The sequence below is a fragment of the Camelimonas sp. ID_303_24 genome, from assembly GCF_053543495.1.
Genome location: NZ_JBLLJM010000001.1, coordinates 57,592 through 78,876, shown reverse-complemented (window position 1 = coordinate 78,876; position 21,285 = coordinate 57,592). Strand labels below are relative to the sequence as shown.

At 65.4% G+C, this 21,285-nt stretch carries 16 protein-coding genes; 10 read left to right on the top strand and 6 right to left on the bottom strand.

The annotated features are described in order from the left end of the window. Positions 1-134 precede the first annotated feature (134 nt). Together ACERNI_RS00370 and ACERNI_RS00365 are read right to left on the bottom strand one after the other, a co-directional pair. Positions 135-995, bottom strand: coding sequence for a fumarylacetoacetate hydrolase family protein (locus ACERNI_RS00370; RefSeq protein ID WP_448831294.1), 861 nt, complete (start codon positions 993-995; stop codon positions 135-137). Between the two features lie 156 nt (positions 996-1,151). Beyond that, complete coding sequence (locus tag ACERNI_RS00365) at positions 1,152-2,183, bottom strand: asparaginase (protein WP_448831293.1); 1,032 nt, start codon at positions 2,181-2,183, stop codon at positions 1,152-1,154. Between the two features lie 265 nt (positions 2,184-2,448). On the opposite strand from ACERNI_RS00365, the gene ACERNI_RS00360 reads away from it, so the two are divergent. From ACERNI_RS00360 to ACERNI_RS00345, 4 genes are all read left to right on the top strand, one after another. After that, positions 2,449-3,906 (top strand): circularly permuted type 2 ATP-grasp protein, encoded by a 1,458-nt coding sequence (locus tag ACERNI_RS00360; protein ID WP_448831292.1) that lies wholly within the window; start codon positions 2,449-2,451, stop codon positions 3,904-3,906. Positions 3,907-3,956: 50 nt separating this feature from the next. Next, complete coding sequence (locus ACERNI_RS00355; RefSeq protein ID WP_448831291.1) at positions 3,957-4,898, top strand: alpha-E domain-containing protein; 942 nt, start codon at positions 3,957-3,959, stop codon at positions 4,896-4,898. A gap of 20 nt (positions 4,899-4,918) precedes the next feature. Beyond that, positions 4,919-5,743, top strand: a complete 825-nt coding sequence (locus ACERNI_RS00350) for a transglutaminase family protein (RefSeq protein ID WP_448831290.1) — start codon at positions 4,919-4,921, stop codon at positions 5,741-5,743. Between the two features lie 160 nt (positions 5,744-5,903). After that, on the top strand, positions 5,904-6,650 hold the full coding sequence (locus ACERNI_RS00345; protein ID WP_448831342.1) for a peptidase: 747 nt from the start codon (positions 5,904-5,906) through the stop codon (positions 6,648-6,650). 372 nt (positions 6,651-7,022) lie between these two features. Here the strand turns inward: ACERNI_RS00345 and ACERNI_RS00340 are convergent, their stop codons facing one another. Beyond that, on the bottom strand, positions 7,023-7,883 hold the full coding sequence (locus ACERNI_RS00340) for a MaoC/PaaZ C-terminal domain-containing protein (RefSeq protein ID WP_448831289.1): 861 nt from the start codon (positions 7,881-7,883) through the stop codon (positions 7,023-7,025). 222 nt (positions 7,884-8,105) lie between these two features. On the opposite strand from ACERNI_RS00340, the gene ACERNI_RS00335 reads away from it, so the two are divergent. Both ACERNI_RS00335 and ACERNI_RS00330 read left to right on the top strand, forming a co-directional pair. Next, complete coding sequence (locus tag ACERNI_RS00335) at positions 8,106-9,029, top strand: IclR family transcriptional regulator (protein WP_448831288.1); 924 nt, start codon at positions 8,106-8,108, stop codon at positions 9,027-9,029. A 128-nt stretch (positions 9,030-9,157) separates the two neighbouring features. After that, positions 9,158-10,768: an AMP-binding protein gene (locus ACERNI_RS00330; protein ID WP_448831287.1), complete on the top strand. Its 1,611-nt coding sequence runs from the start codon at positions 9,158-9,160 to the stop codon at positions 10,766-10,768. Positions 10,769-10,935: 167 nt separating this feature from the next. Here ACERNI_RS00330 and ACERNI_RS00325 read toward each other — a convergent pair whose 3' ends face one another. Then, positions 10,936-11,586: a cysteine peptidase family C39 domain-containing protein gene (locus ACERNI_RS00325; RefSeq protein WP_448831286.1), complete on the bottom strand. Its 651-nt coding sequence runs from the start codon at positions 11,584-11,586 to the stop codon at positions 10,936-10,938. A 991-nt stretch (positions 11,587-12,577) separates the two neighbouring features. Between ACERNI_RS00325 and ACERNI_RS00320 the strand changes: the two genes are divergently transcribed. The 3 genes from ACERNI_RS00320 to abc-f all read left to right on the top strand — a co-directional run bounded on the left by ACERNI_RS00320 (position 12,578) and on the right by abc-f (position 16,857). Continuing rightward, the gene (locus tag ACERNI_RS00320) at positions 12,578-13,276 is read left to right on the top strand and encodes a hypothetical protein (RefSeq protein WP_448831285.1); all 699 of its coding nucleotides are present in this window, start codon (positions 12,578-12,580) and stop codon (positions 13,274-13,276) included. Positions 13,277-13,750: 474 nt separating this feature from the next. Continuing rightward, positions 13,751-14,917 (top strand): serine hydrolase domain-containing protein, encoded by a 1,167-nt coding sequence (locus ACERNI_RS00315; protein ID WP_448831284.1) that lies wholly within the window; start codon positions 13,751-13,753, stop codon positions 14,915-14,917. Positions 14,918-15,231: 314 nt separating this feature from the next. Then, the gene (gene abc-f, locus ACERNI_RS00310; RefSeq protein WP_448831283.1) at positions 15,232-16,857 is read left to right on the top strand and encodes a ribosomal protection-like ABC-F family protein; all 1,626 of its coding nucleotides are present in this window, start codon (positions 15,232-15,234) and stop codon (positions 16,855-16,857) included. Positions 16,858-16,915: 58 nt separating this feature from the next. Here abc-f and ACERNI_RS00305 read toward each other — a convergent pair whose 3' ends face one another. Then, entirely contained in the window at positions 16,916-18,151 is a 1,236-nt protein-coding gene (locus ACERNI_RS00305) for an ABC transporter substrate-binding protein (protein WP_448831282.1), read from the bottom strand. 424 nt (positions 18,152-18,575) lie between these two features. On the opposite strand from ACERNI_RS00305, the gene ACERNI_RS00300 reads away from it, so the two are divergent. Then, on the top strand, positions 18,576-19,424 hold the full coding sequence (locus ACERNI_RS00300) for a MetQ/NlpA family ABC transporter substrate-binding protein (RefSeq protein WP_448831341.1): 849 nt from the start codon (positions 18,576-18,578) through the stop codon (positions 19,422-19,424). Between the two features lie 96 nt (positions 19,425-19,520). On the opposite strand, the gene ACERNI_RS00295 is transcribed toward ACERNI_RS00300, so the two are convergent. Then, positions 19,521-21,176 carry an FAD-dependent monooxygenase gene (locus ACERNI_RS00295; protein WP_448831281.1) on the bottom strand — a complete coding sequence of 552 codons (1,656 nt, stop codon included), beginning with the start codon at positions 21,174-21,176 and terminating at the stop codon, positions 19,521-19,523. Positions 21,177-21,285 lie beyond the last annotated feature (109 nt).

Sequence of the window (21,285 nt, the reverse complement as noted above, 5' to 3'; positions counted from 1 at the left end):
TTATCCGGCCCCGGGGAAAGCTCCTGCTCTGGCCGCCATTCGTGGGCGAATCCTAGAAACCCTCCAAATTACTGTCAATGTCGCCATGGGGGGAATAACCGGCCCCACCATGCGGCCAGCGCAATCCGGGTGGGTCAGGCGGCGGCCACGCCGGACGCATCGCGTACATTCAGGTCCTGCACGCCGAGGCCATCAATGCCCAGGGTCATGCGGTCGCCGGCCTTCAGGAACAGCGGCGGCTTGCGGCCCATGCCGACGCCGGGCGGCGTGCCGGTGGCGATGACGTCGCCGGGGCGCAGATCCATGAACTGCGAGATGTAGGAGACGACGAACGGCGTGCGGAAAATCATGTTCCCGGTATTGCCGGTCTGCATGCGTTCGCCATTGAGATCCAGCCACATGGCGCGGTCATTGGCGTCGCCCAGTTCGTCGCGCGTGACCAGCCAGGGGCCAAGCGGGCCGAAGGTCGGCGCGCCCTTGCCCTTCATCCAGGTGCCGCCGCGCTCGTTCTGCCAGGCGCGCTCGGAGATGTCGTTACACAGGCAATAGCCGGCGACGTGGTCGAGGGCTTCCGCCTCGCTGACGCGGGAGCACGGCGAGCCGATCACCACGGCCAGCTCCACCTCCCAGTCGGTTTTGATGGAGCCTGGCGGAATCAACACGTCGTCATGGGGGCCGATAATGCAGGACGGCGCCTTGCTGAACAGGATTGGCTCCGCCGGCGGCGTCAGGCCAGCCTCGGCGGCGTGATCGGCGTAGTTGAGGCCGACGGCGATGAAGTGCCCGACAGCGCCAACGCAGGGGCCGAGGCGAACGCCAGCGGGCGCCCGCGGCAAGGCGTCGGCATCGAGGGCGCGCAGGCGGTCGAGGGTCGCCGGGTCGAGGGCGGGGCCGGCGATATCGGCGATGACGCCGGACAGGTCGCGAATCGCGCCGTCGCTATCCAGCAGACCCGGCCTTTCGGCGCCAGGCTCTCCAAACCGTACAAGTTTCATGGCGTTTCCCGTTCCCGTTTGCCCGCGCGTCATCAAAAGCGCGGCCGGAGCCTGGCAGGGCGCAGGACTGGGAGCAAGGTATTGGAGCCAGGGATCGAGGCAAAGTATCGAGGCATAGTATTGAGGCCAGCGGTCGGGTGTGTTCCCGCGGGGAGCTTATCCGCCGAAGGCGGCAAAGGCCGCCCTGATCTGTCCGGCGTCCGCGCCGGCGGCGAGCAGCAGTTGCAGCAGCAGTCGCGCCTTCAAACCGGAAAGCATGCCGGCGCCGATGGCGCCGCGCTGCAGCAGGTCAATCTCCGAGCCCGGATAGCCATAGGTCTGGCTGAACGCCGGCCCGGCGCTGACCCGCGATGCGAGTATCACCGGCGCGCGGGCGGCGACCCGGGAAACCACGTCAGCCACGGAATCGGGCACATGGCCAGCGCCCGCCCCTTCGATCACCACGCCGGCGAAGCCAAGCTCCGGCGCCGCCGCCAGCAGCCGGCCGTCGTCACCAAGGCCGATGCGCAACAGCGCCACGCCGGGCGTCGCGCCCTCCGTCGCCAGCCCGGCCAGCACATCCTCCGGCCTGCGGCCCAGCAGCGCCGCCAGCGTCGGCGACGGCCCCGGGCGCAGGACGACGCGCGCCCTGCCCTCGGCGACGAGGCCGACCGGCCCGAAGCCAGGGGAAACGAAGGCCGAGGTCAGCGCCGTGTGTCCCTTCTGGACCAGCAAAGCGGCGTGGATTTCATCATTCAGCACCACCAACGGGCCAAGCCCCTGGGCCGCCGGCGCGGCGGCGACGGTGACAGCGGCCAGCAGATTGGCCGGACCATCCGCCCCCGCCATGGCGGGCGAGCGCATGGCGCCGGTCACCACCACGGGCTTGCCGGCCGGCAGCAGCAGGCTGAGCACGAAGGCGGTTTCCTCGATGGTGTCGGTGCCCTGCACAATAACCACGCCATCGACATCGTCCGCCAGGCGGTCGCGCGCCAGCGCCGCCACGGCGGCGAGGTCCGCGATGGTCAGCGATGCCGACGGCTTGCGCGCCACCGCGAGCGGCATGACCTCGGCCACCGCGGCGAGACCGGGAACGGCTGCGGCCAGATCGGCCGCATCAAGCGTCGGCGCGACGCCGGCGCCGTCGGCGCGCGGGGTCATGGCGATGGTGCCGCCCGTGGCGGCCAGCAGGACGGTGGGCCGTTTCATGTGTTGCGCCTCATGACGATGGCGCGTCGCGGAATCACGACGCCCGACGGAAATGGCGCACATATCATCATTCCTGCCCCCGCCTGGCCCAGAAAACAGACAAACGCGCCGCAAGGAGCGCATTTTCGGCCTTCCCAGGCTCAAAACCGCCCGCCATGATGGCAGCACAATCTATCCAGCGGCGCGTTAGCGGTTTCGCATGGAGCCGCCGACGTCCCCGCTCTCGCGGGCCTGGCCAGCCCGCCTGACAAGGGAGGGAGACGCCATGACGGACGTCATTGAAGCCCCGGCCATCTTCGACGAAATGTACGGCTTTCTCCGCCTTGGCGCGGAAAATCCGGCGAACGTGCGCGACGCCTATGTCGCCCTCAACGCCTGGCTGGGCTCCGCGCCGCCGCAACTGCTGGAAACCCGGCGCAGCCAGGCCGAGATCTTTTTCCGCCGCCTCGGCATTACCTTCGCCGTTTATGGCGACGCCCAGGCCAGCGAGCGGCTGATCCCCTTCGACATCATTCCCCGCGTGTTGCAGAAGCAGGAGTGGGAACAGCTCGAACGCGGCCTGCGCCAGCGGGTGCGGGCAATCAACGCCTTCCTCTCCGATATCTATGGGCGGCGGGAGTGTCTGCGCGCCGGGGTGGTGCCAGAAGAACTGATCTGGCGCAATCCCGCCTATGCGCCGGAGATGGCCGGACGCGCCGTGCCGCACGACCTGCGCGTGCAGATCGCCGGCATCGACGTGGTGCGCGTCGACGCCGATTCATTTTATGTGCTGGAAGACAACGTGCGCACGCCCTCCGGCGTCTCCTACATGCTGGAAAACCGGGAGGCGATGATGCGCCTGTTCCCGGACCTGTTCTCGCGCAACGCCATCGCCCCGGTGGAGACCTATCCTGGCCTGCTGCTGGAGACGCTGCGCTCGGTGGCGCCGCCGGGCGCGCGCCATGACCCCACAGTCGCCCTGCTGACCCCCGGGCAGCACAATTCAGCCTTCTACGAGCACTCCTTCCTCGCCGACAAGCTGGGCATCGAGCTGGTGGAAGGCTCGGATCTGATCGTGCGCGACAGCGTGCTCTACATGCGCACCACCGAGGGACCGAAGCGGGTCGACGTGCTGTATCGCCGTCTCGACGACGACTTCATCGATCCGCTGGTGTTCCGCCCCGATTCCATTCTCGGCGTGCCGGGGCTGATGGACGCCTATCTTTCCGGCAATGTCACGCTGACCAATGCGGTGGGCACCGGCATCGCCGACGACAAGGCGATCTACAGCTACATGCCCGAGATCATCCGCTTCTTCACCGGAGAGGAGCCGCTGCTGAAGAATGTGCCGACCTGGCGATGCCGGGAGCCGGACGCCCTGGCCTACGTGCTCGACAATCTGGAAAGCCTGGTGGTGAAAGAGGTGAACGGCTCGGGCGGCTACGGCATGCTGGTGGGTCCGCACGCCAGCGCCAGCGAGATCGACGCCTTCCGGCGCAAGCTGGTCCATGCGCCAAAGGGCTTCATCGCCCAGCCGACGCTCGCCCTCTCCACCTGCCCGACCTATGTGGATTCCGGCGTGGCCCCGCGCCACGTCGATCTGCGGCCATTCGTGCTGTGCGGCTCCGACGAGATCCGCATCGTGCCGGGCGGGCTGACGCGGGTGGCCCTGCGGGAAGGCTCGCTGGTGGTCAACTCCAGCCAGGGCGGCGGCACCAAGGACACCTGGGTGCTGGAGCACTAACCCCCGTTCCCGCCACCACGCGTCCGTTTCTCTCCTGCCTGGAGCACGCCATGCTCTCCCGCACCGCCGACAGCCTGTACTGGTCCTCCCGCTACCTGGAGCGCGCCGACTTTCAGGCCCGCATTCTCGAAACCGGGTTGCGCCTCGCCAGTCTGCCCTCGATCAATGGCCCGCGCAATGAATGGGAAAGCGCCGTCGCCGCCTCCGGCGACATGGAGCTGTTTCACGCCCACTACGATGTCATCAGCGAGGAAACCGCCCGCGACTTCATTCTGTTCAACCGCGACAACCCCTCGTCGATCCGCAATTGCTTCGCCATCGCCCGCGCCAACGCCCGGGCGGTGCGCACCGCCATCACCAGCGAGATGTGGGAAGCGATCAACGAGACCTGGCTGGAGCTGAAAACCGCCAGCGACCGGGACATGGGCCGCGAGGAAACCCTGCGGTATCTGGAGTGGGTCAAGCGGGCGCCGCGCGCCGTTGAAGGCGCCATGCACCGCTCCATGCTGCGCAATGACGCCTTTTGGTTCAGCCGCATCGGCGCGGCGATCGAGCGGGCCGACAACACCGCGCGCATCCTCGACGTGAAGTATCACCTGCTGCTGCCGGCCAATGAACGGATCGGCGGCAGTCTCGACTACTTCCAGTGGACCGCCATCCTGCGCCAGGTGTCGGCGCTCACCGCCTATCACTGGGTCTACCGGGAGAGCGTGCGGCCGTGGCTGGTGGCGGACCTGCTGATCCTCAACCGGCAGATGCCGCGCTCCCTCGCCGCCTGCTACGCCGATCTGGCGCAGAACCTCGACCTGATCGCCGAGGCCTATGGCCAGCACGGCCCCGGCCAGCAGCAGGCCGGCAACACCCTCGCCCGCCTCGAAAGCCTGCGCATCGGCGACATCTTCCAGAGCGGCCTGCACGAGTTCATCACCGATTTCATCAACGACAACAACAGGCTCGGGAGCACGCTGGCCAACCAGTACCTGCTGTCCTGATCCTCAGTGGAGAGGCGCCCATGCGCATCCGCATCAGACACACCACCGCCTATGGCTACGAACTGCCGGCGCGCCGGGTGCATCAGGTGCTGCGGCTGACGCCGCGCTCGAACGACAGCCAGCACGTCATGTCCTGGCGGGTCATCGTCGAGCCGGAGGTCAGATTGCGGCACGACGAGGACATGCTGGGCAACCATCTGCTGCGCCTGTGCGTGGAGGGGCCGACCCAGACGGTCCGCATCAGCGTCGCAGGCGAGGTGCGCACCAGCGACACCCACGGCATCCTGCGCGGCGCGGCGGAGCGGTTTCCCCCCGGCCTGTTCCTGCGCGACACGCCGCTGACCGACGCCAGCGCCGAATTGCGCGCCTTCGCCCATGCGGTCGCCGGCCCTGGCCTCAAACCGCTCGATCTGCTGCATGAGCTGATGGCGGCCGTCCACGCCCGCATCGCCTTTGACACCGACGGCACCCACGCCGCCACCACCGCCAGCGAGGCCTTCGCCCTTGGCAGGGGCGTCTGCCAGGACCTGACGCATGTGTTCATCGCCGCCTGCCGGACCCTGGAAATTCCGGCCCGCTATGTCTCCGGCTATTTCGTCCGGAACGACGGCGTGATGGCGCAGGAGGCGGCGCACGCCTGGGCCGAGGCCCATGTCCACGGGATTGGCTGGATTGGCTTCGATCCGGCCAATTGCATCTGCCCGACCGACGCCCATGTGCGGGTGGCGGTGGGGCTGGATTACCACGGCGCCGCGCCGATCCGCGGCAGTCGCGCCGGCGGCGGCGCGGAAAGTCTTGACGTGGCGCTTCACGTCGCGCAGGCCTCGCGGCAGATCCAGTCCTGAGTCACCTTTTCCGGGGCAACCGCGCTCCGGAAGCGGGCTGGAGCAAAGTCTGTTCAGCCTGAACGGGTTTGCTCCGGTCTTGTGGCCCGGTGTGTTTTCTGAATGCGACGTGACGTCCACTGCGCTGGAAAACGCTGCTGGCGAGCCGGAGAGTTCCCCGATGACCTATTGCGTCGGACTGCTTGTCCAGAGCGGCTTCGTGATAATCGCCGACACGCGCACCAATGCCGGCATCGACAATGTGTCGACCTTCCGCAAGCTGCACCTGTTCGGGGCCAGAGGCGAGCGGGCCATCGCCATCGCCTGCGCCGGCAATCTGTCGATTTCCCAATCGGTGATCGCCATGGTGACCGAGGGCGTGGTCAACCCGGAAACCGGCGAAACTGAACGCATTGACGACATGCCGAGCGTGTTCCGGGCGGCGCAGCTGGTGGGCTTCGCCGTGCGGCAGATGCGCAAGCAACTGGGCGAGGCGCTGGAAGAAGCCGGTCTGCCCTTCGACGTCGCCTTTCTGCTTGGCGGCCAGATCGCCGGCCGCGAAATGCGCCTGTACATGGTCTACGCCGCCGGCAACTTCATTGAATGCGGCCGCGACAGTCCGTTTTTCCAGATCGGCGAGCACAAATACGGCAAACCGATTCTTGACCGCTCGGTGCAGTGGGACACGACGCTCAACGACGCCATCAAGCTCGGCCTGCTGTCGATGGATTCGACCTTGCGCTCCAACCTCGGCGTCGGTCTGCCGCTCGACATCGCCGTCATCCCGCGCGACGCGCTGGAGATTACCATCAGCCGCCGCATCGAGAACGGCGACCCGTATTTTCGCGACCTGAGCGAACGCTGGTCTTCGGCCCTGCGCGCCGCGCACATGGACATCCCGCCGCCGCCGTGGGGCATGGCGGGCTGAAGAGACCCGGGCCCTGACAGAAGACCGGACGACAGGGCGCCGGGGCTGTGAGCGGACGCCGCCATGGGCTGCTGGCGTCGCCGGCGGGGCATTTTTCCGGGGCGATGCGCCCTGTCCAGCCTTATGACGCCGCGCCGTCCGCTATACGCCGCTCACTATCCATTGGCCTGGCCGGACCTGTCCCGGCCATCCACGGAAGCGACGCGGCGGCAGGCGCGCGGGCCGGGTCAACCGCGCAAGGCGTGGATGCCCGGGACGGGCCCGGGCATGACTGCGCTGGGTGATGGGCGCCGTGAGGGCATGGCGGGCGGAGACGCCACGACCAGGCCGCCCTGAAGCGCTGCGGGCGCTTGCGCCCCCCTCGCGAAAGCCTCAGGCCAGTTCAGCGTAGCCGTTGTTGATCACCACCACGTCGCGCTCCTGCACGCGGGCGCGGAACGACACTGAACCGTTTTCGCCCCGCCAGATTTCGGTGACGATGGTTTCGCCCGGATACACCGGCGAGGTGAAGCGCACGTCCATGCGACGCAGGGAATCCGGATTGGAATTGCCCACCGCCTGGAGCAACGCCCGGCCGACCACGCCATAGGTGCACAGGCCGTGCAGGATCGGGGCCCTGAAACCGGCGCCCGTCGCCACCTTCGGATCGGCGTGCAACGGGTTGTAGTCGCCGGAGAGGCGATAGATCAGCGCCGCCTGCGGCAGCGTCGGCAGAGCCAGGGTGATGTCCGGGGCGCGATCGGGGATCTGGTGCGGCGTCGGCGTCGGGCCGGATTTGCCGCCGAAGCCGCCATCGCCGCGCAGGAAGCTGGAGCCGGTCACCCGGCACAGCAGTTCACCCGTGGCCTTGTCGATGATGTCGCGATCAGAATACAGGATCGCGCCCTTGCCCGGCCCCTTGTCGATGATGTCCGTGACGCGGGTGCGGCCAATCACCGTGCCCGAAGCCGGCAGCGGTTTGAACACCTGCAGCCCCTGCTCGCCGTGCAGCACCTTCGTCCAGTCAACGCCGGTGCCCGGGTCCTTGAGCCAGAAACCCGGATAGCCCAGCACCACCGCCATGGTGGGCAGCGCCCGCAAACCATCCTCATAAACAAAGCGGAGCTGGCTCTCGTCCAGCGGGTCGGAGCCGACGCCGAGGCCGAGGGCGTACAGGATCGTATCGCGCTCGGTATAGGTGTGCTCCAGATCCTTGAACGGCCAGTTCAGGAGGTGATCCGCGTCAATGGCCATCTGCGTTTCCTTGTCTCGTTTCTGGTTGGGGCAAGCCCGGAGGCTGTCGCAGGCAACTTGTCATAGGGCTCCGCGTCCCGCAATCTGCGAAAATGGTTTTTGCAGATTTGCGCAGGCGCGGTTAGAGCGTGCTGCAAGCGGGCGACCAGCCCACCCGATATCCCTGTTTTGCGGCGCCGCGCTCCGTTCCGCCTGGCCCGCCCCTGACGCCGGAGCGCTGTCATGTCCGACGCCAACCAGTCCCCCGCGCCCGCCGCCGCTGACGCCACGGAGGCAGATGAGGGAACCGCAGCCACAGGGGCGGCCGCCGGCCGCAAAGCGGCGGCCCGCTCCGCCACCCGCCGGCCGCGCGGCGCCGATGGCGCCGACAGCGGCCGGCTGTTTGTCACCGCCCTTGCCCGCGGCCTTGACGTGCTGTCGGCGTTTCGCGCCCCGGACGGGCCGCTGGGCAATCAGGAACTGGCGGAGCGCACTGGCCTGCCCAAGCCCACGGTATCGCGCATCACCCACACCCTGATGGAGATGGGCTATCTCAGCTACAATCCGCGCCTGGCCAATTACGAACTGGGCGGGCGGACGCTGAAGCTGGCTTTCACCGCGCTGGAGCGTCTCGATATCCGCCGCATCGCCCGGCCGCTGATGCAGGAACTGGCCAACAACGGCGACATGAACATCTCGCTGACCCTGCGCGAACGGCTGTCGGTGATCTGCATCGAAACCTGCGAGGGGTCGGCCCTGATCGGCCTGCGCCTGCCGGTGGGCGCGCGCATGCCCATCGCCACCACCTCCAGCGGCAAGGCCTGGCTGGCCGGAGCGACGCCGGAAGAGCGCGCCGCCGTACTGGATGAGTTGAAACGCCAGAAGCCCGCCGACTACCCGAAGTTGCGGGACGCGGTGGCGGCAGCCGTGGCGGAGGTCCGGGAGAAAGGCTTCTGCACCTCCATCGGCGAGTGGCAGCGCGACATCAACGGCGCCGGCACGCCCATCATCCTGCCCAACGGCCGGGGCGTCTATGCCCTGGGGCTCGGCGGCCCGGCCTACCTGCTGGGCGAGCAGGAGATCAACGACCGCTACGGCCCGATGCTGGCGCGCACCGCCCGGGCCATCGCTGACCAGCTCGGCGGCGTCATTCATCCGCCAGAGTAACCGCCGGGCAATTCCCGGCCAGTCGCCCTTCCTGCTGGCCTTCCCGTCCCCCCTCTTGCCAGAGCCGCGCGGTCGTTGCAGCTTCCCGCCACATTGCACGACATGCGCCAGCAACAGGGGGAGCGCCCATGACCATCTATCCGGACGACCCGGCCCGCTGGATTCTGCCCGAGGTCGCGGCGTTTCAGGCCAGGCAGCGGCCGGAGAAGACTTTCGCGCGCATGGTTGACGGCGACGCCATGAGCTTCGCCGAAGCCCATGCGGCCGGCGAACTGGTGGCGGGGTTCCTGCATCATCTGGGCGTTGATCCCGGCGACCGGGTCGCCGTGCTGGCCCGCAACAGCCTTGACCTGATCCGCGCCTGGTTGGGTCTCGGCCGGCTGGGCGCCGCCTTCGTGGTGCTGAACACCGAGCTGAAAGGCGCCTTTCTCGAACATCAGCTGGTGAATTGCGAAGCCGGCGTCGCCATCGTTGGCGCCGATTTGCTGCCGGTGCTGCTGGAAATCGCGCCACGCCTGCCGCGCCTGAAAACCGTGATCGTCGCCGATCCGGACAGCGCCGGAACGCCTGCCGATCTGGCCGGCGCCGGCTGGCGCGTCATTGATTTCGCCGGCTGGCGCGCGGCCGAACCCTGGCGGGGCCCGACGCCCGGCGCCCACGACATCGCCGCCGTGATGTACACCTCCGGCACCACCGGGCCGGCCAAGGGCGTGCTGATGCCGCACGCCCACTGCTTCCTCTACGGCTATGGCGCCGCCGACAATCTCGCGGTGACGGCGGACGACGTCTATTACATCGTGCTGCCGCTGTTTCACGCCAACGGCCTGCTGATGCAGCTTTACTGCTGCCTGATCACCGGCGCGACCGCCGTGGTGCGCCGCCGGTTCAGCGCCACGGCCTGGCTGGACGACGTGCGCAATCATGGCGCCACCATCACCAATTCGCTGGGCGTGGTCAGCGCCTTCGTCGTCGATACGCCGCCGCGGCCGGAAGACCGCGACCACAAGCTGCGGCTGATCCTGTGCGCGCCCAACCCGGCCGAGCATGTTCCGGTCTGGCATGAGCGTTTCGGCGTGCCCGCCGTCAGCTCCGGCTTCGGCATGACCGAGAACAACATTATTTCCTGGGGCGGCCCGACCGATTCAAAGCCCGGCTCGGCTGGCAAACCCTATGCCCGGTTCTTCGAGGTGACCATCCGCGACCCCGAAACCGATGCGGAGCTGGGCCCGGGCCAGACCGGCGAGATCACCAGCCGGCCGAAGCTGCCGTGGACGATGATGGCCGGCTATCTCGGCCTGCCGGACAAGACCATGGAAGCCTGGCGCAATCTGTGGTTCCACACCGGCGACGCCGGTTACATCGATCATGAAGGCAATCTGTTCTTCGTTGACCGCATCAAGGACTGCATCCGCCGGCGCGGCGAAAACATCTCGTCGTGGGAGGTGGAGCAGGCGGTGCTGCGGCTGGACGGCGTCGCCGAGGTCGCCGCTTACGCGGTCGCGGCGGACATGGCCGGCGGCGAGGATGAGGTGATGCTGGCGGTGGTTCCCGCCCCCGGCGCCCGGCTGACGCCGCAACAGATCGCCGCCCACACCGACGGCGAAGTCCCCCGCTTCGCCCGCCCCCGCTTCATCGACATCGTCGGAACGCTGCCGAAAACGCCGACCGAGAAAGTGCGCAAGGCCGAGTTGCGCAAGACCGGCGTATCGTCGGCAACATGGGACCGGGAGAAAGCCTGAACAGCAATCCTGTCGGTCTGGCTCATCGCGTTTCGCTGAAAGGTCCTGATGCCCCATGGCGACGCAAAATCTGTCCGGCAAGGATGAGCGTTACGCCAATTTGAGCCTGAAATGTCGCGGATGTCAGCGTGTTCGCACCCCGCCATGAGGACACACTGGAGAATGACCTACGGCAACAAAAAACGCTGGCGTCTGGCGCGGCTCTCGCCAAAGAACTGATCATTCACTGGCTGGCCGGATTCTAACACAAGCAATATCCGGCCCGTGTTTTCAGCGCTCCTTTCCGAACGCCAACGTTTCAGAAATTGCGCCCGCACAAGACGCACATTGCCCCACGCTGGATCAACCAGCGCAGAGACCTCGCCGGTGGCATGGACACCACGCAGAACAACAAAATGCCCACCATGTTTTTCGTCCATGAACAGTATTACCGGCGCGCGCAGCCGCCCCAGGGCGCCAACATCAACCGAAAGCGCGGCGCTGCGTTTGCAGCGCGCAACCTTACCCTCCGCAACCCATCTGTCATCTATCGCGGCGACGTAAATACATACATAAAAAAACATAACAAACGACACGACACACCCGCCAATAGCGTAAACCAGAACAAATCTTTGCCAAGGCAGGCCAGAAAACAACGCAGCCGAGAGACAAAAACTAAAGAACCAGCCGCTCCCCACGCTGAGTGCAAATTCAAAACACGCCTTACAAACCTTCATACGGCCGTTGCCAGGCAGGTGGAGGGTTGCACAAACCATAGCCCATTCCAGTTCCCCCGAATTCAGCCCCCAGATGCCAGCAAAGAAGCGCGCCCCATGCATGCCCCAACCGCCCCAACAGCGCCGCCGAGCGCCCTCAAGGCTCGCATTTCGCGGCGAGAGATCGGCACAACTACCGATACGCCGCGAGTCGAATGACAAAGAGGGTGACGCTCGCCAATACGACGACCAAAATCGAAAATAAAATTGAATTGAGCAAATGAATTTTATGTAAAAAAATAGATGTCAACAATTGAGATATAAATAATCCACTCGCGAAAGTTGGAATAAAGTTATTCAATTTATTTACAAAACACTTAATTGGCAAAACAAAAACCTCCCCACAAGAGGAAGCGACATATAATTATATTTTCGATCAATGCCATCCGTGCGACAGGGACATCCTTCCCAGTCCATGGGCAGTTGTCACGAGGCCACCCACACCCGCCACGCCGTCCCGGACATACCCCGCAGTCATGCCACGCACGACCCCCATAGCACCACCGAATCCCGCCCACATTCCGCTGCTAGCCCCAGCGAGCCCAGAGTACAGAATATCTCGCGAGCCCCCACCTGTTTGGTACGACTGCCAGGCAGAACCCACACCACCAAAGCCCCCCCACACACACGGCCATCGGAATAACGATCCCCCCCACACCAGGTTTCCTTCCGCGCACCCTGCCCGCATCCAGCCGCGAGAGCTGCACAACCTTGGCAGGCCCGCCCTTCGCCGAGGCCCTCCCGTCAGAAACTGCAGCAATCTCTTGCCCGGACGACACCGCCCCCGATTGATTGCGCTCGCCCGCCAGGCTCCCTGCCGCAAGCAAGATCAAAGCCATCAGCGCCAGAGCGCCAGAATTAACAAGCTTCATAATCAAACCCATTTCCATGCCCATAAAATACGCCTAGATGCTGAAAAATGTTATGTAAATATATATAACCCAGTTAAATCTGTGGACATTTTCCGATGAAATCTCACAATTTACGCTAAATACTATTGCTGGCGGCATCATAAGCTCCGTGCATTGCTGAGCCTGTCACGAATAGCCTCGTCATGCCGCTATTCGAAATTGGCGGCATGAAGCCCAAGGTCGGCGGCTATAGCCTGCGTATGGGCGCTGATTATCTTTCCGTGGACCGAAGCACCGGCATGGCTGGCGTTGCCTGTGATCCCACCTCGGGCTTCATCCATGTCGCGCGTCTGCCGGGCCGAACAGGCGACCGGCTGGATGGCCTGTCCGCCAATGTCGCCCTGCGAACCCGACTGACATCGGCGATCGGCCTCTCGGCTGAGATTTCCGGCTACGCAGCACGCGAAACCTCCACCTCCCCGGTGGGAGACGCCCGGAGCCGCGTCAGCGTTGGCATGAGTGGCGCGATCATCAGCATCGATTTCAAAAAGCCGTTTGTCGGCAATCGGCTGCTCGGGACGGCCTTCCTGTCCGTTGGCGCTCAGCCTGACGGGCGCGGCCAGCCAAATACTGGCAACTTCACCGCCGCCGGCGTTGGGGCATGGTGGACGAGCGATCCTGTCGCTCTCGGTCTGTCGGCAACCTGGAGCGGCCTGCACGATACGGCAGCAAGCGACCGGGGCGCTTACTTCAGACAAACCATAGCTGTCAGCCCAACAATCGTCTTCTCCGTCAATCCGGATATGACGCTGTTCTGGGGCGCGAGCGCCGAGGCCGACATGACGCCTGCCCGCTGCCATCCCATGCATCAAGCGTCCGGAACACCCGTAATTTCGGATTGAACTACGCCATCAGCGATAACACGGCCCTGAATGTAACGGTCAACGCCGGCGTCGGCGGCCACAATACATCGGGGTTGCGTTTTGCCATGTCACACAGGCTTTAAAGCCCCTCCTCCACGCAACGAGCCCAAAAACGATTGGGCCGGCAAGACCCTGGCGTGTCCCTGGCAGTCAACGCGGCCAGGAACACACGAATGGACGCTTGCCGGCCGCCGTTTGCAGCATGATGCTCTTTGGCTACGCTGCTCCAGGAAAAACATGATGGCGCCGCCTCCCGGCCGGCCTGGTCACTCTCATTCCGGGCATGAGCCGGCAGAAGCTGTTCGGCTGAATTGCGCCTGAAGTCCACACGCTCGCGTTATCACACGCAACGGTGAATGGCGCATTTTACTGACGATATCTACAACCATGTCGCGTAAGTGAAATAATACGCAACCACACAATTGCCGGACGCTACGGCAGTGGGAGGATGACATGGCCAGTGACATTGTGGCGCCAACCCAGGACCAGCTCACGGGTCTGGTCCAGTCGTATCTCACCAGCCAGCCAACGGGCCTTGGCTTCGTCATCGGCTATGCGGCCGAAGGCTTCAGCAATATTTTCTTCGCTGGCAATCTCGCCAATCAGGCGGGGCAGTCGCTGGCGCTGAATGGCGGGACGCCCTTTGAACTGGCTTCCGTCAGCAAGACATTCACCGCCACGCTCTATGCCCTGCAAATGCAGGCGCAGTCGAACCAGAACCTGACGCTCGGCGACTTCGCGCTCGGCATCGGCGCGCAGTTCTCCGACATCCCGATCACCAGCCTGATGACCTACAGCTCCGGCCTGCCCCAGGACAACCAGACCGACGCATATGACAGTCCGTCCTACCTGCCGATGCCCTACGGCGTGCCGGGCATGCTGGGCTATCTGGCCGCCACGTCCATGACGCCAAAGCCGCCGAACGAACGCTACACCTACTCCAATCTCGGCTTTGGCCTCATGGGCGGCGCGCTGTCGCCATTGCTGGCCGGCAACGGCCAGAACTTCCAGCAACTGATGACGGGCAACGTCTTCAGTCCCCTCGATATCTACGCGATCTTCTTTGACAATATCCGCCTGAACAGGCTGCCTCTTGGCTACGAGTATTCGGGCGCCAGTTGCAGCCCCGCCCAGCCGGGCTGGGAGCTGTTTCCCGCCTACAATGGCGCCGGCGGCGTCGTGGCGACGCCCAATGACATGATGCAATGGCTGAAGTTCAACATGGGCCTCATCACCAATGATACGCTGACGCCGTTGCTGCCCAGCTTGCAAAGCCCCGCCACCACCGTGAAAACGCCCTGGGGCGACAACCTGGGCCTCGGCTGGTTCCTGACGCCGTCCGACATCGCCGACTTCCCCACTGTCTGGAAGGACGGGGCGCTACAAGGCTTCAACAGCTACATCGCATTGCTGCCGAGCGACGCGCCAGGGCAGCAGGCCTCAGCCGCCGGTTGCTTCGTCCTGACCAATTCGGGCGGGCTTTATGGCGGCGTCAACAACGACACGGAAATCTGCGCCGCCATCGCCAACGACGTGCTGTACTACATGCAGGGCATGACGCCCCCCGCGGACAAGGTCAGCTATCCGCGCAGCACGCACACCCGGCCGGTCGCCCGTTAAAACGCCCTGGGTGAAGCCTGCGTCAGCCGATGCGCCCTGCCGCTTTGGTCTGGCGTATCCTGACGCTGTTCGCCTGCTTTTCCTCACGAAACGTGCGGCCCATTTTCCAAATGGCGGCTCGCACGCAGTTGGGTTTTGGCGTCCCGCCAGGGCAATGGTGGTTCCGTACAGACGCAACATGCTCTAACACCCGCGCGATGGGCTGAGCGCAATCGGGTCGAACCGGAACCCGCCCAGTCTCCAGATCTGATGCATGTCCGGGCGGCGCGATCTTCCGCCGGGCCTGGACATGCTTTTGCGCGCGCAGGGTTTCCATGATTCGTCTCGACAACATCAGCAAGCAGAACGGCGAGCGGTTGCTCTATGTGGAGGCGTCCGCCGCGCTGAACCGGGGCGAGCGCATCGGGCTGGTTGGCCCCAACGGCGCCGGCAAGACCACGCTGTTCCGCATGATCACCGGCGAGGAGCCGCCGGATGAAGGCGCTGTGGCGGTCGATCGCGGCGTATCCATCGGCTATTTCAACCAGGACGTGGGCGAGATGGCCGGCCGCAGCGCCGTGGCCGAGGTGATGGACGGAGCCGGGCCGGTGAGCGAAGTCGCCGCCGAGATGCGCGATCTGGAAGCCGCCATGGCTGACCCGGACCGGGCCGACGAGATGGACGCCATCATCGAGCGCTATGGCGAGGTTCAGGGCCGTTTTGAGGAACTGGACGGCTACGGCCTCGACGCCCGCGCCCGCGAGGTGCTGGCCGGCCTCAGCTTCACCCAGGAGATGATGGACGGCGACGTCGGCAACCTCTCGGGCGGCTGGAAGATGCGCGTCGCCCTCGCCCGCATCCTGCTGATGAACCCGGACGTGATGCTGCTCGACGAGCCGAGCAACCACCTCGACCTGGAAAGCCTGATCTGGCTGGAAGGCTTTTTGCGGAATTTCGACGGCGCATTGCTGATGACCTCGCACGACCGCGAGTTCATGAACCGCGTCGTCAACAAGATCGTCGAGATCGACGGCGGGGCGCTGACCTCGTTTTCCGGCGATTATGAATTCTACGAGCAGCAGCGGGCGCTGAAGGAAAAGCAGCAGCAGGCGCAGTTTGAGCGTCAGCAGGCCATGCTGGCCAAGGAGATCAAGTTCATCGAGCGCTTCAAGGCCCGGGCCTCCCACGCCGCCCAGGTGCAGAGCCGCGTGAAGAAGCTCGACAAGATCGAGCGCGTCGAGCCGCCGCTGCGCCGCCAGACGGTGCGCTTCGAATTCCCGCCGGCGCCGCGCTCGGGTGAGGAGGTGGCGTCACTGAAGGGCGTCGACAAGGCCTATGGCGCGCGCCGCATTTACGACAAGCTGGACTTCGCCGTGCGCCGCAAGGAGCGCTGGTGCGTGCTCGGCGTTAACGGCGCCGGCAAGTCCACCCTGCTGAAGCTGATCGCCGGCGCCTCCGCGCCTGACGCAGGCCAGGCCGTGATCGGCAGCGCGGTGAAGATGGGCTATTTCGCCCAGCACGCCATGGACGTGCTGGATGGCGAGCGCACGGTGTTCGAGACGCTGGAGGACGCGTTCCCGCATGCTGGCCAGGGCTCGCTGCGCACGCTGGCCGGCTGCTTCGGCTTTTCCGGCGGCGACGTGGAAAAGAAATGCCGCGTGCTGTCCGGCGGCGAGAAGGCGCGCCTCGCCATGGCCCGGATGCTGTATGATCCGCCGAACTTCCTGGTGCTGGACGAACCGACCAACCACCTCGATCTCGCCACCAAGGAAATGCTGATCGAGGCGCTGGCCGACTATGAAGGCGCCATGCTGATCGTCTCGCACGACCGGCGTTTCCTCGCCGCCCTCTCCAACCGGGTGCTGGAGGTGACGCCGGATGGCGTGCACCAATATGGCGGCGGCTACACCGAATATGTCGCCGCCACCGGCCAGGAAGCGCCTGGCCTGCACGCGGGTTAGGCTCAGGCAGGATCAGACCGCCAGGGGCAAGTCTGGTCCTGGACGCTCGGCCACGGGGTCAGAGCTTGCAGCCGCCCTGATCCAGCGGGCGGATGATGTCGGCGGCCTTGAGGCGCGCCTTGATGTCATAGTAGTCCCACGGCCCCCTGCTATCCGCCGGCTTTTTGACCTCGGCGAGGAACAGGTCGTTCATCAGGCGGCCATCCTTGCGGACCGGCGCCCCCTCCGCGAACATGTCATTGACCGGAAGCGACTTGATGGTTGCGGCGACCTTGACGCCGTCATCGGTTCCCGCAGCCTGGACAGCGCGCAGATAGGCCAGAACCGCGCTGTACACGCCCGCGTGGACATGGTCCGCCGGCACGCCGCCCGACAGCTTCCGGAAGCGCCTGTCAAAGGCGCGGGTCTCGTCGTTCCGGTCCCAATAAAAGCCCGTGACGATGCGCAAACCCTGCGCCGCCTGCAAACCAAGACTGTGGACGTTGGGCAGATAGAAGGTCGTGGCCGCGAGGTTCTGACCGCGACCGTGCACATCAAATTCCGCCGCCTGCTTGATGGCGTTGACCGTATCCGGGCCGGCGTTGGCCAGCGCGATGACATTGGCTTTCGACGCCTGCGCCTGCAGCACGAATGACGAGAAATCGGACGCATTGAGCGGGTGCCGGACCGAGCCAACCACCTGCCCGCCCGTATCGGCGACGATCTTCTTGAGCTGGGCTTCCATGGAATGCCCGAAAGCATAGTCAACGGCGAGAATGAACCAGGTCTTGCCGCCGACGGCGACATTGCCCTTCGCCAGGGCCTGGGCGATGGCGTAGGTGTCGTACAGCCACATGAAGCCGGTGGGCGAACAATCCGCCCCGAAGATCCGGTCTGTCGCCGAACCGACGTGCATGACGACCTTGCCGCGTTCGCGGGCCAGGGACTGCACCGCCAGTGACACGGCCGAACTGCCGATGTCGGTGATCATGTCGACCCCGTCGCTGTCATACCATTTACGCGCCACCGCCGAGCCAAGATCGGCCTTGGTCTGGTGATCGCCAACCACCAGCTCGATCTTCGCGCCATGCACCGTTGGGCCAAAGTCCTCGATGGCGAGACGGGCGGCGTAAACAGAACCCGGCCCTGTGACTTCCGCGCCTGGCCCATGCTGGTCGTTCATGACGCCGATCTTCACCACATCGCCGGATACCGACGCGGCGCGGGCAACGCGGGAGACCGTCATTCCCGCCATCGCGATCCCCGCCATCGCAAGACTGGTCGCGGCGAACAGCCGCCCTCTCCACCTGGCCATGCTTCCCCCCTCATTTTTTCTACCGAAAAGATTCTTTATGACCGAACGGCAATATACAGCGCAACCGGTTGTCAATTCGGGGGAAAAATCCCCATGGCCTCCGCGCCGCCAGGCGCGACGCGGGGTGGGCGCGACGGGTCGGGGCGCGACGGGGAAATGAACAGCCCCCTGCAATGAGCGCATTGTGACGAAATCCGGTTCACATGAAGTGGGGCTCCACTTTCCCGGGGAATGCTCCATCCGATGCGCGCCGCCGGCGATTGGACGCTCGCGGCCGGCCATGGACCGTGACTGGAAAGCCTTTGCCCGTCGCTGGCCAAAATCGGAACGCCTTGCGCGGTCAGGCGCGCGCTTTGGAAAAATATCCAGCCAGGCCCCGGTATATTTTTGAAATCGTGCAACAACCCTGGAAATAGACGTGCGCATCAACCAGATACGACGGACGTTTGTCCTTGCCCTGACCCTGGCTGCGTCCACCGCTTTGGCGCCCGGACTGGTGTCCGGACTGGCCGCGGCAACACAACAACCTGACCAGCCGCTCAAGGATCTGAAGCTTGGATTTGTGCCGGGCCCTTATGAGGATACGTTCCGCAAGGGTGTGGAGCCGATCCTGGCCCGGCAGGGCTACCGGGTGAAATACGTCAGCTTCAGCTCCGGGCTGGAGGCCAACAACGCCGTTTTCACCGGCGACATCGACGCCAATATCATGCAGCATTCGGTGTTTCTGGAAGCCTATAACCAGCGCCAGAAAACCGACCTCGCCGGCATCGTTCACGTGCCGACGCCGCCCATGGGCCTTTATTCGCGCACCTACAAGAGCGCCGCCGACGTCAAACCGGGCGCGCGGGTGGCGGTTCCCAATGACCCCGTGAACCTGGAGCGGGCGCTCAAGATCCTGGGCGGGCTCGGGTGGATTGAACTCAAACCGGCGGCCAACCCGATTGATGTCACGGAACTCGACGTCATCCGCAACAGCAAGGGCGTGAAGATCACGCCGCTGGAATCGGCCCAGGCGCCGCGCGCCCTGGAGGATGTGGATCTGGCCGCCGTCCAGGGCAATTTCGCCATCTACAGCGGCCTGAAACTGACGGACGCCCTGGCGCTCGAAAAGATGACCCTGCCTTATGTCAATGTGGTTGCCGTGAAGAAGAAAAACACCGACACGCCCTGGGCGCGGGATATCGCGGCGGCCTACAGATCGCGGGAGTTCCAGAAAACCATCCGCGACGACCGCTTTTACGATGGCTTCCGCCTGCCGGATTATTTCGACTGACGCCCCCAATGCGCATCGCCCATTGGGGATGACAGGACATGCGCCCCGGACTGCGCGCGCATCCGGGGCCCGGGGGGTTGTGACCGGCGTCGCCCTTCACAGGGCGGCGTTGCCCTCCGACGCATACAGATAGCCGGCCAGATGCGCGTCCAGGGCGGTGAGCGCCGCCGCGTCGGCGCCGGCATGAAAGCCGATGTAGCCGTCGGGCCGCACCAGCGCCATGCCATCGCCGGTGAAGCCCGCCAGGCCGCGATCAAGGCCGTGGGCGTCGCCATCAATCACCGCGACCAGCCTGCGCCAGCGCGTCGCAAAATCGCTCAGGCCCGGCGGCTTGCCGAAGCAGACCAGATGGTGCGCTTCGCCCTCCAGCCGGGCGCGCTGCGGAAAACGGTCGCCCGCCGCCACCGGCGGCTCACCGGAGCCTTCCCCGATCAATGTGGACCGTGAAGCGCTGCCGTTTTCCGGGTTTTGAGCGAATTCAGATTGCTCTGACGGCTCCGTCTGACCGGAAAGCGCCCCAGCAACCAGCGGGCTCCCCAGCAACGATATGTCGAGCATCGAACGGCGGCGGGCGACGGCGCGGGCTTCCCCGGCGGTTTCCGGCGGGGCAACCGGCGTCTCCCCGGCCCTGAAGGCGTCCACCAAACCCATGACGGCGCCATGGATTTCGTCGGAAACCGCCAGCACATGGGCGTCGGCCAGGCCCCGCTCCAGCGCGTAGGTGTCCAGCAGGCTTTCTGGCGCATCGCCGCGCCTGACAAGCGCCAGCTTCCAGGCGATGTCGGCGGCGTCCATGAGGGCGGCATTGACGCCCTCCCCGCCCAGCGGACTGGAGAGGTGGCCGGCATCGCCGAGCAGGAAGCGACGCCTGTCCGAGAGCCGGTTCGCCACCCGGCGGTGCATGCGGAAACACGACGCCCAGCGCATGTCGCCGAGGCCCGCATCCAGCCCAAGCCTTGCATCAACCAGCGCGCGCAGCTCCGCTTCAGAGGGCGGCGCCTCCGGTCGCCCGTCGCCCTCAAGGTTGACGAAGATTAGCCAGCGCCCTTCCGGCAAAGGCGAGAGCAGCACGAAGCCCTCCGGCCCCAGCACGATGCCGCCAGTTCCGGCGGGACGCTCCAGATCGAGCCGCACGTCGGCGACCACATAGACGCCGTCATAGGTTTCGCCATCCAGATGCAACTGCATGGAATGGCGGGTGACGCTGCCGGCGCCGCCGGCCCCCAGCACGTGACTGGCGCGGAGCATCTGGCTTTCGCCATCGCGCCTGACGGTAACATCGAGACCATTGTCGGCCGTGACGATGCTTTCCACCTCCGCGCCGAATTCGATCTCCACGCCCAGCTCCGCCAGCCTGGCGCGCAGAATGTCCTCGGTGGCGTATTGCGGCAGGCTGCACTGGAAATTCCAGGCGCAGCCAATGTCATCCAGATGCGATTGGGCGATCACCCGAAAACCACTGCTGGCAATGGCCCCGGGCGGCAGCTCCGCGTCCGGCAGGAAGCGCGCCAGCGCCTGGATGGTGTGGATCTGGACGCCGCGCTCCAGGAATGCCTCCAGCAGACCAGCCCGGTGCAGCATCTCCAGGGTGGCCGGTTGCAAGGCCGTTCCCCGCGCCTCCCGGTGCGGCGCGGCGCGCCGCTCCAGTATGCGCGGCTTCACGCCATGCCGCATCAGCTCACAAGCGGCGAACAGGCCCGCTGGCCCCGCGCCGACGATAAGGACGTTGCCATCCAGGGTGGGTTCAGTCATCGGCTGGGTCCGTTACAGGGCCAAGGTTATAGCGCGCGACACTAGCGCGTTTTTTCGCGAAACGGATACGGTTTCGCAGGGTGTGAAACGCCACGCGGCACCGAAAAGC

Coding starts and splice junctions, on each gene's coding strand:
- ACERNI_RS00370 (WP_448831294.1), bottom strand. CDS start 995: ATGAAACTTGTACGGTTTGGAGAGCCTGGCGCCGAAAGGCCGGGTCTG.
- ACERNI_RS00365 (WP_448831293.1), bottom strand. CDS start 2,183: ATGAAACGGCCCACCGTCCTGCTGGCCGCCACGGGCGGCACCATCGCC.
- ACERNI_RS00360 (WP_448831292.1), top strand. CDS start 2,449: ATGACGGACGTCATTGAAGCCCCGGCCATCTTCGACGAAATGTACGGC.
- ACERNI_RS00355 (WP_448831291.1), top strand. CDS start 3,957: ATGCTCTCCCGCACCGCCGACAGCCTGTACTGGTCCTCCCGCTACCTG.
- ACERNI_RS00350 (WP_448831290.1), top strand. CDS start 4,919: ATGCGCATCCGCATCAGACACACCACCGCCTATGGCTACGAACTGCCG.
- ACERNI_RS00345 (WP_448831342.1), top strand. CDS start 5,904: ATGACCTATTGCGTCGGACTGCTTGTCCAGAGCGGCTTCGTGATAATC.
- ACERNI_RS00340 (WP_448831289.1), bottom strand. CDS start 7,883: ATGGCCATTGACGCGGATCACCTCCTGAACTGGCCGTTCAAGGATCTG.
- ACERNI_RS00335 (WP_448831288.1), top strand. CDS start 8,106: ATGTCCGACGCCAACCAGTCCCCCGCGCCCGCCGCCGCTGACGCCACG.
- ACERNI_RS00330 (WP_448831287.1), top strand. CDS start 9,158: ATGACCATCTATCCGGACGACCCGGCCCGCTGGATTCTGCCCGAGGTC.
- ACERNI_RS00325 (WP_448831286.1), bottom strand. CDS start 11,586: ATGCATGGGGCGCGCTTCTTTGCTGGCATCTGGGGGCTGAATTCGGGG.
- ACERNI_RS00320 (WP_448831285.1), top strand. CDS start 12,578: ATGCCGCTATTCGAAATTGGCGGCATGAAGCCCAAGGTCGGCGGCTAT.
- ACERNI_RS00315 (WP_448831284.1), top strand. CDS start 13,751: ATGGCCAGTGACATTGTGGCGCCAACCCAGGACCAGCTCACGGGTCTG.
- abc-f (WP_448831283.1), top strand. CDS start 15,232: ATGATTCGTCTCGACAACATCAGCAAGCAGAACGGCGAGCGGTTGCTC.
- ACERNI_RS00305 (WP_448831282.1), bottom strand. CDS start 18,151: ATGGCCAGGTGGAGAGGGCGGCTGTTCGCCGCGACCAGTCTTGCGATG.
- ACERNI_RS00295 (WP_448831281.1), bottom strand. CDS start 21,176: ATGACTGAACCCACCCTGGATGGCAACGTCCTTATCGTCGGCGCGGGG.